Annotated in this window: 14 protein-coding genes; 12 read left to right on the top strand and 2 right to left on the bottom strand. The window is 62.8% G+C overall.

All coding sequences use genetic code 11. The annotated features are described in order from the left end of the window. Positions 1-75 precede the first annotated feature (75 nt). Positions 76-1,029, bottom strand: coding sequence for a phosphotransferase (locus tag V1279_RS00335; protein ID WP_442894710.1), 954 nt, complete (start codon positions 1,027-1,029; stop codon positions 76-78). A gap of 100 nt (positions 1,030-1,129) precedes the next feature. Continuing rightward, a complete protein-coding gene (gene ugpB, locus V1279_RS00330; protein ID WP_334431459.1) occupies positions 1,130-2,440 on the bottom strand; it encodes a sn-glycerol-3-phosphate ABC transporter substrate-binding protein UgpB in 1,311 nt (436 codons plus the stop codon). Between the two features lie 271 nt (positions 2,441-2,711). Here ugpB and V1279_RS00325 point away from each other — a divergent pair, with 271 nt between their 5' ends. The 12 genes from V1279_RS00325 (at position 2,712) to V1279_RS00270 (ending at position 14,116) form a co-directional block, all read left to right on the top strand. Beyond that, the gene (locus V1279_RS00325; protein ID WP_334431458.1) at positions 2,712-2,993 is read left to right on the top strand and encodes a hypothetical protein; all 282 of its coding nucleotides are present in this window, start codon (positions 2,712-2,714) and stop codon (positions 2,991-2,993) included. Between the two features lie 89 nt (positions 2,994-3,082). Continuing rightward, positions 3,083-5,077 carry a sensor histidine kinase gene (locus V1279_RS00320; protein ID WP_334446113.1) on the top strand — a complete coding sequence of 665 codons (1,995 nt, stop codon included), beginning with the start codon at positions 3,083-3,085 and terminating at the stop codon, positions 5,075-5,077. After that, positions 5,047-6,792: an ATP-binding response regulator gene (locus tag V1279_RS00315; protein WP_334431457.1), complete on the top strand. Its 1,746-nt coding sequence runs from the start codon at positions 5,047-5,049 to the stop codon at positions 6,790-6,792. The genes V1279_RS00320 and V1279_RS00315 overlap by 31 nt, the downstream gene beginning before the upstream one ends. Continuing rightward, positions 6,789-7,526 (top strand): response regulator, encoded by a 738-nt coding sequence (locus tag V1279_RS00310; RefSeq protein WP_334431456.1) that lies wholly within the window; start codon positions 6,789-6,791, stop codon positions 7,524-7,526. Before V1279_RS00315 ends, V1279_RS00310 begins: the two co-directional genes overlap by 4 nt. Before the next feature lie 343 nt (positions 7,527-7,869). Further along, a complete protein-coding gene (locus V1279_RS00305; protein ID WP_334431455.1) occupies positions 7,870-8,481 on the top strand; it encodes a sigma-70 family RNA polymerase sigma factor in 612 nt (203 codons plus the stop codon). Between the two features lie 177 nt (positions 8,482-8,658). Continuing rightward, positions 8,659-8,859: a hypothetical protein gene (locus V1279_RS00300; protein WP_212420139.1), complete on the top strand. Its 201-nt coding sequence runs from the start codon at positions 8,659-8,661 to the stop codon at positions 8,857-8,859. A 238-nt stretch (positions 8,860-9,097) separates the two neighbouring features. Beyond that, on the top strand, positions 9,098-9,787 hold the full coding sequence (locus V1279_RS00295) for a cytochrome c biogenesis CcdA family protein (protein WP_334431454.1): 690 nt from the start codon (positions 9,098-9,100) through the stop codon (positions 9,785-9,787). A 79-nt stretch (positions 9,788-9,866) separates the two neighbouring features. Further along, entirely contained in the window at positions 9,867-10,370 is a 504-nt protein-coding gene (locus tag V1279_RS00290) for a thioredoxin family protein (protein ID WP_442894865.1), read from the top strand. Positions 10,371-10,444: 74 nt separating this feature from the next. Next, entirely contained in the window at positions 10,445-11,425 is a 981-nt protein-coding gene (locus V1279_RS00285; protein WP_334431452.1) for a hypothetical protein, read from the top strand. A 149-nt stretch (positions 11,426-11,574) separates the two neighbouring features. Next, complete coding sequence (locus V1279_RS00280; protein WP_334431451.1) at positions 11,575-12,984, top strand: cytochrome ubiquinol oxidase subunit I; 1,410 nt, start codon at positions 11,575-11,577, stop codon at positions 12,982-12,984. Then, a complete protein-coding gene (gene cydB, locus V1279_RS00275) occupies positions 12,981-13,988 on the top strand; it encodes a cytochrome d ubiquinol oxidase subunit II (RefSeq protein ID WP_334431450.1) in 1,008 nt (335 codons plus the stop codon). The genes V1279_RS00280 and cydB overlap by 4 nt, the downstream gene beginning before the upstream one ends. Further along, the gene (locus tag V1279_RS00270) at positions 13,988-14,116 is read left to right on the top strand and encodes a DUF2474 domain-containing protein (protein ID WP_334431449.1); all 129 of its coding nucleotides are present in this window, start codon (positions 13,988-13,990) and stop codon (positions 14,114-14,116) included. Before cydB ends, V1279_RS00270 begins: the two co-directional genes overlap by 1 nt. Positions 14,117-14,213: the final 97 nt, after the last annotated feature.

The raw sequence follows: 14,213 nt of genomic DNA, 5'->3' as shown, positions 1-14,213 counted from the left end.
GTGGATTGCATACAAAGAGGTATATTTGCCCAACAGATGAGCAGTTATTTTAGGCGCACCATTGCGGTGCTCCGCTCAAATTGGCCAGCGCAAATCCTGCAATTTATGGAGGTCCGCGGCCTTCTCCTGCCATCCCTCGATGGAGAAAGCCCTGACCGGATCACTAGCCCGATGCAGCAGCATCAGCGCCATCAGCCGCCGCTTCAGCTCGGGCGTGATATCCGCGGGTGAATATCCAAAACCCTCGAACAGGCTTCGCACCCGCCGCGGCATGCCGGCAGTCATGAAGGCGCTGGGGCCAAGCAGGTCATACTCGCGCCTGCCCGTCATCACGTCGCCGAAATCGATGAGCCCTGCAACCCGCCAACCCGGACCGCTGCGGCTCAGCAGGAAGTTTTCCGGGATGTATTCGCCGGTCAGGATCACGGCTGGCGTGTCCAGCGCAACCAGCGAGCGCGCATCGCGCAGCAATTCGTCCAGACCGTCGAGAAATTTCTGCGGCAATCCGAGACGCGCGTGCCGGGCGCGGCACCCTTCGATCTGTCGGCGCATGAAGACGTCCCAGCCCGGCTCGATCTGCCCGAGCGGTCCTGCCGGAACGCGTTGTACCTCGGCGATGGTTTCGCCAATCTCGGCAAGCACACGCTCCTTGTCCGTTTCCGGCAGCGATGGCCAGACATCGGCGCCCAACACGCCCGATAGCCGCGTGATGACGAGATATGGCCATCCGTCGCGCTCGCCTTCGACGACGATTTCGGGAATCGCGACACGAAGCCGTCCATGAAGCTGCGCCAGCGCGCCACGTTCCGAGACGAATTGGGCGCGAAGAAATGGCGGGAAAATTTTGAGGATGAGTTGCTCGTCGAGGGCAATGACGAGATTGGTACCGGTGGAGAAGACATGCGGCGCCACGCATGCCAGGCCGTGGCCGCGGGCGATATCGCGCGCGATCGGCAGCCATTGCGCCGGATCGGCGCGCCAGGCGCGGAAGGGCGCGTAGCCTGTGAGTGTCGGTAGTGATGGCACCATTGGCTCCGTGTGTAGCCCGGATGGAGCGCAAGCGAAATCCGGGACCGGGGCCGCGGCTGAATCCCGGGTTACGCTGCGCTTCACCCGGGCTACGCAACAACTACCGGTCCGGATTGGCCCGTTCGAACTGGCGCAGCAGGCGGTTGCCGCGCTCGACGGCGAGGTCGAGGGCTGCCTGCGCGGACTGCTTGCCGCGGAAAACCTGCTCGAGTTCTTCGTCGATCACGCCGCGGATCAGCACAAAGGACCCGAGCCGGATTCCCTTCGAATTCCCGGTCGGCGGCTTGAAGGTCAGCTGCTCGATTCCGATCGCCGCACCGGGATCGCGATCGTAGAAGCCCTGCGCGCGGGTGAGGTCGAAGGCGGCGCGGGTGATCGGCAGATAGCCGGTGTTCTGGTGCCAGGCGGCCTGCACTTCCGGCTTCGAGAGATAGGCGAAGAACCGCGCGACGCCGGTGTATTCGCCGCGCGGCCGGTCGCGCAGCACCCATAGCGTGGCGCCGCCGATGATGGAGTTTTGCGGGGCGCCGGCGATTTCGGGCCGGTGCGGGATCATGCCGTAGCCAACCTCGAACCTGGAATTGGCCTTGATGTCCGCGCGCGTTCCGGACGAGCCGATGAAGATGGCGCATTCGCCCTTCTGAAAACGCGGCTCGGCCGATTGCCCGCGGCCGCCATAGTCGAAAACTTTCGTCGCCTGCCATTCCGCGAGTTGCGCGATGTGCCGCACCACGTCCGGATTGTTGAAGGTCAATTCCGCATCGAGCCCGCCAAAGCCATTGGCCCGGGTCGCCAACGGCAGATTGTGGAATGCGGAAAAATTCTCGACATGCACCCAGGAGGGCCAGGATGTGGTGAGCCCGCAGGGCGAACCGGCCGCGCGCAGACGCTTCGCCGCAGCGCCGACCTCGGCCCAGGTCTTCGGCGCCACCTCCGGATCGAGACCCGCAGCGCGGAACAGATCCTTGTTGTAGTAAAGGATCGGCGTCGAGACATTGAACGGGAACGACAGCATGTTGCCGGCAACATCGGAATAATAGCTGGTCACCGCCGGCAGATACGCCTCAGGCGAGAACGGCTCCGACTGATCGCGCATCAATTCGAACACCGGATAGATCGCGCCCTTGGCCGCCATCATGGTGGCGGTCGCGATCTCGTTGACCTGAACGATGGCGGGCTGGCTTCTCGAACGGAATGCGAAGATCGCCGCCGTCACCGTCTCGGTGTAGTTGCCCTTGTATGTCGGCACGACCCGGTAATCGGACTGCGACGCATTGAAATCGGCAGCCAGCTTTTCAAGCTGCTTGCCGAGTTCCCCCGACATCGCGTGCCACCACATGATCTCGGTGGCGGCCTGTGCCGGAGACGCAAGCGCCGTGGCGGCGAGCGCCGCGAATTGCAAGAATCTCAAGGCCAATTTCACTGGTGATTTTCCTGCTCTGCCGCGCCGGCGATGGTATCTGCTCGCTGCGACCTCATAAATGCCTCAAGCTGTGGTTTTAGTCCGCCCGAAATCGCCGCAGCGCACAACACAATTTAAGATTGCAGCGAGATTATCAAGATTACCCACCGCATACCGCCTGCCAGCCCAGCCGCCAATAGCCAAGCATCGGTAAATTCTGCTAAAAATGTTGAACCTTTTCTCCCCGCCGCAGACTCCATCTCTAAGGGGATTTGTCGCTGTGTATCGCCGCGCCGACCTTTCGCGGATCATCGTGCTTGTTGTTGCGCCGTTGCTTACGGCGGTCTCAACGGGCGCTTTTGCGCGCGAGTTTCGTATCCCCGATCCCCAAAACGAGAGGCATCCGATCGAAATGGTCCATCCCCGCCGACTCGGCGCGGAAAAGGAAGCCCTCGAACATATCAGGACCGGCGCGGCCGATCTCAACCGTACCAACGTTGCATTGATCGGGACGATGACGCCGGTATTGATCGGGCGCCTTCGTAGAGTGGAGCGGATTTGACCGGCGCACCGCAACAGCACCGAGCAGCGGAACGGCCGGCGACCTTCGCCGCGCGGGGCCGTTTTCGCGTCGTCCAGTGGCTGCGCGCGGTGCCGATCCGCTGGCGCATCCTGTCGATCGCGGGATTGAACTCCGCCGTCGTCGTGGTGCTCGCCATTTTGATCTGGAACGGTGCCAAGGTGCTGGGTTCGGCCTGGGACGACGTCCGGCAGGTGCGGGAGTCCGACAAGATCCTGGCACTGCTGGAAAGCGAAACCAGCCGGCTGCAGAACCTGATCCATCGCTACATCAACCAGCCGAGCCCCGACCTGTTCGCCGAGATCCTGCTGCTTCGGGAAGCGGTTCTCGGCACGCTCACCACGCGCGCCGCGAACGACCCCATGCTATCAGGATCGGTCGAGCGGCTCGAACAGGTCACCGACCGTTTCCTCAACGGCTTCGGCGAATTGCGCGCCGTGCAGGCCACCATCACCAAGACCTATGAGCAGCAAGTGCTGGGGCCGGCCCGGGAAATGGCCGGGTTGTACTCGATCATCGAGGGCGCCACCGGGCATCGCGATGCGCAGATCTGGCCGGCACTCGGGAAATCACGCGAGGCGTTCACGGCCATGCTGGTCGCCACCAACGCCTATTATCTGTCACGCGCCTCGGCCTCCGCCGAGGACGCCCGCAGGAACACCGAGACGATCGAGAACACCATCCCCGCGATGGCCGACCTCGCCGACAATGATTTGCAGCGCATGGCGCTGACGCGGCTGAAGGCGCGGACCGTGGCGCTGCGCGAAGGGATGGCCAAATTGACCGAGCAGCTCACGATCCGGACCGAGCTCTTGCGCAATACCATCGATGCCAGCCAGGCCGAGGCCATCGGCGTCATCGACGAGCTGTCGGTCAAGATGCGCCAGCGCGAGCAGAAGGCGCAGGAGACGTTCGACAGGACACTATCGGCCATCTCGCGCCGCGTGCTGTCGATCGCCGTGATGTTCCTCGGCATTATCCTGTCCGCCGGCGTCCTGATCGCGCTCTCGATCCGCCTGCCGCTGCAGCAGATCCTGGCGGCGATGCATGCGATCACCTCGGGCAATTACGATCGCCGCGTGCAGGGTACCACCGCCAGGGACGAGGTCGGCGCCATGGCGCGCGCGGTAGACGTATTCCGCGAGAACGCCATCGCCAAGCGCAAGACCGAGGACGAACTGCGCGCCTCGAAGGAGAGGGCCGAAAGCGCGCTGCTTGAACTCAATACCGCGCAGCAGAACCTGATCGACGCCGAGCGGCTGGCGGCGCTCGGCGGGCTGGTCGCCGGCGTCGCCCACGAGGTGAACAACCCGATCGGCATCAGCCTGACGGTGGCGTCGAGCTTTGCGCGCCGCGCCGATATGTTCGAGCAGGAACTGCGGACGGAGCCATTACGCCGCTCCAAGCTCGACGACTTCGTCAGGACCTCGCGCGACGCAGCAGGGCAATTGGTGGCGAACCTGCACCGCGCCGGCGAGCTGATCCAGTCGTTCAAGCAGGTGGCGGTGGACCGCTCGCTCGCCGAGCGCCGGCAATTCAACCTCAGCGAGGCCACCGACCAGATCGTCGCGAGCCTGAAACCGGTGCTGAAGAAGGCGGCGATCACGCTGTCGGTGGACGTGCCGGAAGGGCTTTTCATCGACGGCTATCCCGGCTCCTACGGCCAGATTTTAACCAATCTTTTCCTCAACGCCGCCAATCATGCCTTTGCCGACGGCCGGTCCGGGGCGATCACGATCTCGGCGCGGGCCCGCGGCAGCGACGATATCGAGATCATTTTTGCCGACAACGGGGCCGGAATGACGCCGGACGTGCAGCGGCAGGCGTTCGACCCCTTCTTTACGACGCGCCGCAACGAAGGCGGTACCGGGCTGGGCTTGCATATCGTCTATAATCTTGTCACTCAACAGCTCGGCGGCCGGATGATGCTGGAGTCAAGGCTGGGACAAGGCACCACCTTCCGCATTATCATGCCTAAAGTCGCCCGGGGCGAACCCACGATTACAGACCAGACAGCAGCCGACGGAACTCCTCAATGGCCGAACAGGACGATGTCCTCCACCTGATCGACGATACCGGGACCGTTCCGGAGGACTCGTCCGCGCGCAAATGGAAGATCGCCGTCATCGACGACGATGCCGCGGTGCACGAGGGCACCCGCTTTGCGCTGAGCGACTACAATCTGCACGGCGCGACGCTCGAAATCCTGTCGGCCTATTCCGCGGCCGAAGGCCGCACCTTGATGCGCAACAATCCCGACGTCGCGGCCGTGCTGCTCGACGTCATCATGGAAACCGACGTCGCGGGCCTGGACCTCGTCGAATACATACGCAACGAGCTCAAGAACGAAACCGTCCGCATCATCCTGCGCACCGGCCAGCCGGGACAAGCGCCCGAGCGCCGCGTCATCGTCCAGTACGACATCAACGACTACAAGGCCAAGACGGAGCTCACCGCCGACAAGCTGTTCACCTCGCTCACGGCTGCGCTGCGCAGCTACCAGCAGCTCGAGCGCATGGTGCAGACCAGGCGCGGGCTTGAAATCATCATCGACGCCGCCTCGACGCTCTACGACTTCAAATCGATGCAGCGGCTTGCGGAAGGCGTGCTGACGCAGCTCGCTTCGCTGCTCAATGTCGACTGCGCCGGCATCCTGGTGTTGCGCGACGACGGCGCTCCTGGCAGCGAATTCTCGGTGCTGGCGGGTTCGGGCTGCTACAGCCGCTTCATCGGCACCACAAGCTCCAAGGCGCTCGATCCGGATTTGCGGCAGATGGTGGAAGCCGCCTTCCAGCGCCGCAAGAACGAATTCGCCGACCACCGCAGCGTGCTTTACCTGCGCACCGGCTCTGGTCGCGAGGTGGTGGTGCTGTTGCAGGCCGAGCGCCAGCTCTCCGATACCGACCGCGCGCTGGTCGAGATTTTCTCCAGCCGGCTGTCGATCGCATTCGACAACGTCATTCTCTACCGGCAACTGCACGAGGCCAACACCCAGCTCGAGGACCGCGTCGCCCAGCGCACCCGCGCGCTGATGCAGGCCAACCGGCGGCTGTCGGCGCAATGGCTGCGGCTGCAGCGCGCCAACGGCTTCAAGAACGAGATTCTCGGCACCGTCGCGCACGATCTGAAAAACCCGCTCGGCGTGATCCTTGGCCGCACCGAAATGCTGACCGAGCTGATCGGCGCCGGCTCGCCCAAGGAGAACGTCACCGCGCAGGTCGAGCATATCCGCGACGCCACCAAGCGCCTGACCTCGATGGTTGATCACCTGATTTCCGATGCGATGGCGGACGCCTTCGACATCACGATCCGGCGCGAGCCGGTCGATATCGCGGCCCTCGTTGCCGAAGTCACCGATTCGAACCTGCCTTCGGCGGTCAACAAGCAGCAGTCCATCGCCGTGTCGGCGCCGCCGAATTTCGTCACCATGTGCGACGCCGACCGGATCCGCGAGGCGATCGACAACCTCGTCAGCAACGCCATCAAATATTCGCCGATCGGCGGCAAGATCACGGTGGCCGTCACCCATGAGGTCGGCGACACGGTGATCCGCATCGCCGACCAGGGCGCCGGCCTTTCGCCGGAGGATCTCGGCCGGCTGTTCGGCCGGTTCCAGCGGCTCTCGGCCAAGCCCACGGCCGGGGAAAGTTCGACCGGCCTCGGCCTATCGATTGTCAAACGCATCATCGACATGCATGGCGGCCATGTGACTGCGGAAAGCGCCGGCCCCGGACAGGGATCGACGTTTACGGTTACACTGCCCGCGACAGAGACGACATGACCCAGAGCCCGCACATCTTCATTGTCGATGACGAGCCACCGGCCCGCGAGATGGTCGGTGATTACCTCAAGATGCACGGTTTCAGCGTCACGCTGTGCGACGGCGGAAAAAGCCTGCGCCGCGAGATCGAGACCAACGTGCCCGATCTCGTCGTGCTCGACCTCAACATGCCCGAGGAAGACGGGCTTTCGATCATTCGCGACCTGAAGAGCCGCATCAACGTCCCCGTCATCATGCTGACGGCGACCGCGAGCCCGATCGACCGCGTCGTCGGCCTCGAACTCGGCGCCGACGACTATATCGCCAAGCCTTGCGAGCTGCGCGAGCTGATGGCGCGCATCCGCTCGGTGCTTCGTCGCAGCACGCCGGCCAAAGCGGCCGCGCCCGAGGCTGCTCCGGCAAAGGCAGAGAAGGAGCAGTTGGTGCGGTTCGGCACCAAATGGCTCGACCTCGAAGCCCAGGCGCTGCGCGACGACGAAGGCAACGAGCATCCGCTGACGGCCTCCGAGTTCGGCCTGTTGAAGGTGTTCGCAGCGAATCCGAAGCGGGTGTTGTCGCGGGAGCGGCTGTTGGAATTGGCCAATGCGCGCGACGCCGAAGCCTTCGACCGCGCCGTCGATCTCAGGATCATGCGCATCCGGCGCAAGATCGAGATCGACCCGACCAAGCCCGCCGTGATCCGCACGATCAGAGGCGGCGGTTATCTATTCTCGCCGACCGGCGAGAAGGGTTAGGCCTTCTTCGTCGTCCCTGCGAACGCAGGGACCCATACCGCGTGATCTGCCGATAAGACGTGTTGGTCGACGCCTTCGGCAAACAACAACTCCCTGTGGTTATGGGTCCCTGCTTTCGCAGGGACGACGATAGGCTTGTGCCTATGCCCGAAATCTTCCAATTTTCCGCATATTGAAATTACTGGCCTTTTACTCCCGAATGTTTCGTCGCAGGCCCCGCGACGAAACAATTCTCTCGGGCACGAAACCATTTTCCCCCTTTGGTGCAGACGTCCCGAAACCGAGCCTGATTAACAATCCTCCCAACGAAACGCCTGTTGGCGTCGGAATTGGGGAGCCTGTCATGTCGAACGTCGTCGCCATCAACGCCGCAGCCAAGAAGTCGATTGCCGCCGCCCGCGCGACATCAGACGAAATGCTGCTGCAGAGTATTGCCAAGGGCGACCGCACGGCGATGCATGTGCTTTATTCCCGCCATAACGTCCGGGTTTACCGCTTCGTGCTGCGCATGGTGCGCGATACCACGATGGCGGAAGACCTCGTCAGCCAGGTCTTCCTCGACGTGTGGCGGACCGCCAGCCAGTTCGAGGGCCGCTCGCAGGTTTCGACCTGGCTGCTGTCGATTGCCCGCTTCAAGGCGCTGACCGCGCTGCGTCAGCGCAAGCATGAGGACATCGAGCAGGAAGACGTGCTGGAGATCGCCGATGAGGCCGACACGCCGGAAGCCTCACTCGACCGCAGCAACACCAGCGCCATCCTGCGCGCCTGCGTCGCCAAGCTGTCGCCGGCCCATCGCGAGATCATCAATCTGGTCTACTACCACGAGAAGTCGGTGGAAGAGGCCGGCGCGATCATCGGTATTCCCCAGAGCACGGTGAAGACCCGGATGTTCTATGCCCGCAAACAATTGGCCGAGTTGCTTAAGGGCGCCGGCGTGGACAGCCTCGCCGCATAAACTTCAGCTACTTCAACAGGTTAAGATGGTATTGGGGACAAGAAGCGGGTCGGTTTCGACGGACAAAGATTACCTCCGACGAAGCAAATGAAACAATCGGCGACATCACCCGGAAAAACTCAGCCCCTATACCTTTCGTCAACAACTTGAACGCCAACGCCGAACAGGAGAGCGAACATGCTGAAGCCGTCCTTCCGCCTTTTCATCGTCCCGCTCGGCGCCGTCGCGACCCTGGCCACCCTGTCAGCCCAGAACGTCCAGCCCCGCGCCCAGCGCGACACCGGTTCGACGTTCGTGCGTGAACAGGTGGTCGATTGCGGCACCAAGAGTCCCAAGGAGGTCTGCGTGATCTCCTACGACAGCGAGACCCCCCGCTGAATTTCTAGACCTCCCAAGCTCTAGACCTCCCAAGTAACCTCCAACGACCCGGCCGGGATGCCCCCCAGCCGGGTCGCTCTGCGTTTGGCGCCTGATTTCGTGTGCGTAGCGCGAAAAGGGTCTCACAGAGACGTGACGCCTCCCGCGCCGTCGCGCGCGTAACGCCCTGCCCCATCACCGCGAAGTTCATCAGGCACCCGGCAATGGTCTCGCCGGGGACCGGTGATGGATGCCTTCGATGCTCAATCTTGTTCTTGCGCTGCTCGCAGGTGTCGTCACCGTGGCCGCCCCTTGCACGCTGCCGATGCTGCCTATCCTCCTCGGGGCATCGGTCGGCCAGACCGGCAAGATGCGGCCGGCGATGATCGCGCTCGGCTTTGTGATGTCATTCTCGATGGTGGCATTGCTGCTGGGTGCGATCACGCGCGTGTTCGATTTCGATCCCAATCACCTGCGAAACGCCGCGGCGATCCTTTTGATCGGCTTTGGATTGCTGATGATCTGGCCGACGCCCTTCGAATGGCTCTCGATCCGGATCGGCGGCTTCACCGGCCATTCGGCCGCCTCCCGTCAAGGCGTGATCGGTGGCTTCGTTCTGGGCACGACGCTCGGCCTGGTCTGGACACCCTGTGCCGGGCCCGTGCTGGGCTCGATCCTGACCGTCATCGCGACCTCGCAGGATACCGCCTGGGCGAGCCTGCTGCTGATTGTCTATGCCGTCGGCGCGGCGCTGCCGATGCTCGCCATCGCCTATGGCGGCCAGGCCGTCACCACTCGAATCCGCAGCGTCGCGCGGATCGCGCCGCGGATGCAGCAGGGGTTCGGCGCCATCGTGATCGCCTTCGCGCTGCTCTCCTACTTCCAGTACGACACGCTGATCTTGGCGTGGCTCACCGGATTTTACCCCAATGGCCAGATCGGCCTCTGATTCAATGGAGACCACCATGACCCTACGCTCACTCGCCGCATCCGCCGCGATCGCCACGCTCTCTCTCGCGGGCTCAGCGATGCCCGCCTTCTGCGGCGACGCGTCACGCGTGACGGAAACACCGTTCACCGTCGCCGCGACGCAGGCCACCGCGCCCGACTTCGTGGGCCTCGGCAACTGGTTTAATTCCGCGCCCCTTAAACTGGCCGAACTCCGCGGCAAGGTGGTGCTGGTGAATTTCTGGACCTATGGCTGCGTCAACTGCGTGAACACGCTGCCGCACGTCACCGGGCTCTACGCCAAATACAAAGACCGCGGTTTCGTCGTCGTCGGCATCCACACCCCGGAATTTCCGTTCGAGCGCTCCGCCTCCAACGTTCAGTCCGCGCTGAAGCGGCACGGCATCACCTATCCGGTGGCGCAGGACAACGACTCGCAGACCTGGAAAGCCTACCGTAACCGCTATTGGCCGGCGCAATATATCGTCGACCAGAACGGAAAGATCGTGTTCCAGCACGATGGTGAAGGCCAGTACGAGCAGATCGACCGTACCGTGGCGCGGCTGTTGAACGCTGCGAGCTGAGATTAGTCAACTCAGGCTGGTCGCACTACGGCCGCACAGTTTATCGCTTGACGTGCCCGGGCCAGTCGTGATGCTTGCCGCTGTCGATGGATGCTGCCGCTAACGAGAATGAAGTCAGGCTACGCAAGGGCACGTCGCTCAACGAGCGGCTCGCTCTCGCAGGCGCTGCTCTGCTTCTGTGTTTGATTGCCCTGCCTGGCCTAGCTCACCTGGCGGGCGATCATTGGCTTGGCATCGCCGCTCTCTTTGCGCTGCTATTCGGATGCCTCCTGCTGGGCGCAGCCCTCCTTGAGCGCAACGTCGTTTGGATCATTACATCAGGCGAAATCCTGATTGGCGAACAACGTCCCTTCGGGAAGTTGCACCGAAGATTGATCAGGGATGACGAAATATCGGGGATGCATCTGCGAAAGCACAACGGCAGATCAATTGAGTTCAGTCTCATATTCGAGATCGAATCGGGGGAATTGCTCAACTCACCTCCTCTGCCAGACGTCACCCGGGTGCACGAAACCACCGTCCGAATCGCCCGGCTGCTGCGACTTCCTGATCCCGAACCGGCCGAGAACCCGCTCGACGCCGTCAATGCCGGGATACGACTAGGCAAGCCGGTCAATCCCAAAAGGGTACGAGGACTCAAGGTTCTCTTCGTGCTGCTCGCCGGCACGCTGAGCCTTCCATTGATCTATGCGCTGGGGAGCGGCAAATTGTCCGCCTTCGGGATCGCCGTCTGGTCGCTCGGCGTGATCGTCACCTTCGTGCTGCTCAGATATCTGCATCGGATAAGTGCATGCTGGATCGTCCACGATGGCGCGATCAGGATCGAACGGCTTTCATGGAAAGGCACAACAGAGGTGGAGACGATCGGCGGTGACGATGTCGAGGCCATCGACGTCGAGAGCGGCGGTCGCAAGGATAGCCTCTACGTGATCACCATCCGACTTCGCGCGGGAAAGAAAATCCGCAGCCCGCCGCTGGCCGGCAAGGATCAGACGCACGCCGTGCAGGCCGAGATCATTCGGCGACTGAGACTAAACTCATCGGGTGACGCATAGGCTTGCACGCCTGTTCCGCGCGGCGCGCGGGTACAATCGTCGCATCGGGCGTGGTAGGCTGCACACCTGGTTCGGGCGCAATTTTTCGAAAACTGTAGTTCCGTTTTCGAAAAGATCGCGCCCGGCGAAATTTGCGACAGGTGGTGCCGATGTTCGAAGGCTGGGATGCGGTCGTATTGGCCCGGGCGCAGTTTGCCTTCACGATGTCGTTCCACATCATATTCCCTGCCTTCTCGATCGGGCTCGCCAGCTATCTGGCGGTGCTCGAAGCGCTCTGGCTCGCGACCGGGCGCGAGGTCTATATCAACCTGTTCAATTACTGGCTGAAGATCTTTGCCGTCGCCTTCGGCATGGGCGTGGTGTCAGGCATCGTGATGTCCTACCAGTTCGGCACCAACTGGTCGGCCTTTTCAGACAAGACCGGCCCGGTGATCGGCCCGCTGATGGCCTACGAGGTTTTGACCGCTTTCTTCCTTGAAGCCGGCTTCCTCGGCGTGATGCTGTTCGGTCTGCAGCGCGTTGGTCCAAAACTGCATTTTCTGGCGACGCTGATGGTCGCGATCGGCACACTGATTTCGGCATTCTGGATTTTGTCCGCCAATTCCTGGATGCAGACGCCGGCCGGCCACGCCGTCAATGCCGACGGGCAGTTCATCGCCGCCGACTGGCTGAAAGTGATCTTCAACCCGTCATTCCCCTATCGCCTCGTGCACATGGTGCTGGCGGCGTATCTGACCACGGCGCTGGTGGTCGGCGCGGTCGGCGCCTGGCATCTGCTGCGCGACCGGCACCTTGCTGGTCCCCGCGTGATGTTCTCGATGGCGATGTGGATGGCGACGCTGGTGGCGCCGATCCAGATACTCGCCGGCGATCAGCACGGGCTCAACACGCTGGAGCATCAGCCGGTGAAGATCATGGCGATGGAAGGCCATTTCCAGAGCCACAAGGACGGTGCGCCCTTGATCCTGTTCGGACTGCCCAACCAGAGCGCCGGCAGGGTCGATTATGCGATCGAAGTGCCGAAGCTGGGTTCGCTGATTCTCAAGCACTCGCCTGACGCGCCGATGGCCGGCCTCGACACCGTGCCGCGCGAAAACTGGCCGCCGGTGGCGATCACATTCTGGTCGTTCCGGATCATGGTCGGCATGGGATTGCTCATGCTGGCGCTCGGCCTGTTCAGCCTGTTGATGCGCGTACAGGGCAAGCTCTACGATTCCCGGCTGCTGCACATATTCGCGGTCGCGATGGCTCCCGCGGGCTTCATCGCCGTGCTCGCAGGCTGGATCACCACCGAGACCGGACGCCAGCCGTTCACGGTGTACGGATTGCTGCGCACGGTTGAATCGGCCTCGCCGCTGGCAGCGCCGGCGGTCGCCTCCTCGCTGATCGCCTTCATCATCGTCTATTTCGCTGTATTCACGGCCGGCGTGATCTACCTGCTGCGCCTGATGGCGGCGCCGCCACATCCCGGCGAAGAGGGACCGTCGCACGAGGTCCCGATCCGCACGGCCGGCATCACCCCCGCCGCGGGCGCGGTAACCGAGGGAGCCGCCCAATGATCCCGATCGACCTCCCAACCATCTGGGCCTTCATCATCGCCTTTGCGGTGTTCGTCTATGTCGTGATGGACGGCTTCGACCTCGGTCTCGGCATCCTGTTTCCGCTCTTCCCGGAGAAGCGCGATCGCGACGTCGTCATGAACAGTGTCGCGCCGGTCTGGGACGGCAACGAAACCTGGCTGGTGCTCGGCGGCGGCGGGCTGATGGCGGCGTTTCCGCTGGCCTATGCGGTGCTGATGCCGGCGCTTTACACGCCCATGATCGTGATGCTGCTCGGCCTGGTGTTCCGCGGCGTCGCCTTCGAATTCCGTTGGCGCACGACGGCCCAGCGTAACCGCTGGGACATCGCCTTTTTCGGCGGATCGCTTTTGGCGACGCTAGCGCAGGGAATCGCACTCGGCGCCATCCTGCAAGGCGTGCATGTCGAGGGCCGAAGCTATGCCGGCGGCTGGTGGGACTGGCTGACGCCGTTCAGCATCCTGACCGGTGTATCGCTGGTGGTTGGCTATGCACTGTTAGGCGCGACATGGCTTGTCATGAAGACGGAAGGCGAGTTGCGCGACCGCGCCTATCACCTGAGCTGGGTCCTGTTGCTCGCAATGCTCGGGGCCATCGCCGCGGTCAGCATGGCGACGCCGTTCCTCCATATACAGTACACCGAGCGCTGGTTCGCCTGGCCGAACGTCCTCATGACGGCACAGGTACCGATTTCGGTTGCTGTAGTCACCGCCCTGCTGCTGCGCAGCCTTGCCAGGAAATATGACTACCAGCCGTTCTTCCTGACGCTGGCGCTGTTCGCGCTGTCCTATGCCGGGCTCGGCATCAGCATGTACCCCTATATCGTGCCGCAGAGCATTACGATCTGGCAGGCGGCGGCACCGCAGAACAGCCAGCTGTTCATGCTGGTCGGCGTCGCCGCGCTGATCCCGTTGATCCTCGGCTATACCGCCTGGGCCTATTGGGTGTTTCGCGGCAAGGTCAAACCAGAGAGCGGGTATCATTGATGCCGACGGAGCCAAACCCGCGCCCGTTGACACAGCGCCTGCTGTGGTTCGCCGCGCTCTGGCTCGGCGGCGTCGGCACCGTGGCGCTGATTTCGTTTTGCCTGCGGCTGTGGATCGCGCCGAAATAAGGCGGGCTACAGTCCCATGAATATGGCGGCTTGCGGAAACGAAAGACATTTCAGTGGGATATCCGCCTCATTCGCCCTAAACTTGCCAACAAGCCGG

The organism is Bradyrhizobium sp. AZCC 1610, from assembly GCF_036924515.1.
GTDB lineage: Bacteria > Pseudomonadota > Alphaproteobacteria > Rhizobiales > Xanthobacteraceae > Bradyrhizobium.
This window is presented reverse-complemented; position numbering and strand designations above follow the sequence as displayed.

What these genes read in the sequence shown, in the direction of transcription:
- V1279_RS00295 (WP_334431454.1), top strand. Translation starts at nt 9,098, where the DNA reads ATGCTCAATCTTGTTCTTGCGCTGCTCGCAGGTGTCGTCACCGTGGCC.
- V1279_RS00280 (WP_334431451.1), top strand. Translation starts at nt 11,575, where the DNA reads ATGTTCGAAGGCTGGGATGCGGTCGTATTGGCCCGGGCGCAGTTTGCC.
- V1279_RS00300 (WP_212420139.1), top strand. Translation starts at nt 8,659, where the DNA reads ATGCTGAAGCCGTCCTTCCGCCTTTTCATCGTCCCGCTCGGCGCCGTC.
- V1279_RS00310 (WP_334431456.1), top strand. Translation starts at nt 6,789, where the DNA reads ATGACCCAGAGCCCGCACATCTTCATTGTCGATGACGAGCCACCGGCC.
- V1279_RS00290 (WP_442894865.1), top strand. Translation starts at nt 9,867, where the DNA reads ATGCCCGCCTTCTGCGGCGACGCGTCACGCGTGACGGAAACACCGTTC.
- cydB (WP_334431450.1), top strand. Translation starts at nt 12,981, where the DNA reads ATGATCCCGATCGACCTCCCAACCATCTGGGCCTTCATCATCGCCTTT.
- V1279_RS00270 (WP_334431449.1), top strand. Translation starts at nt 13,988, where the DNA reads ATGCCGACGGAGCCAAACCCGCGCCCGTTGACACAGCGCCTGCTGTGG.
- V1279_RS00315 (WP_334431457.1), top strand. Translation starts at nt 5,047, where the DNA reads ATGGCCGAACAGGACGATGTCCTCCACCTGATCGACGATACCGGGACC.
- V1279_RS00335 (WP_442894710.1), bottom strand. Translation starts at nt 1,029, where the DNA reads ATGGTGCCATCACTACCGACACTCACAGGCTACGCGCCCTTCCGCGCC.
- V1279_RS00305 (WP_334431455.1), top strand. Translation starts at nt 7,870, where the DNA reads ATGTCGAACGTCGTCGCCATCAACGCCGCAGCCAAGAAGTCGATTGCC.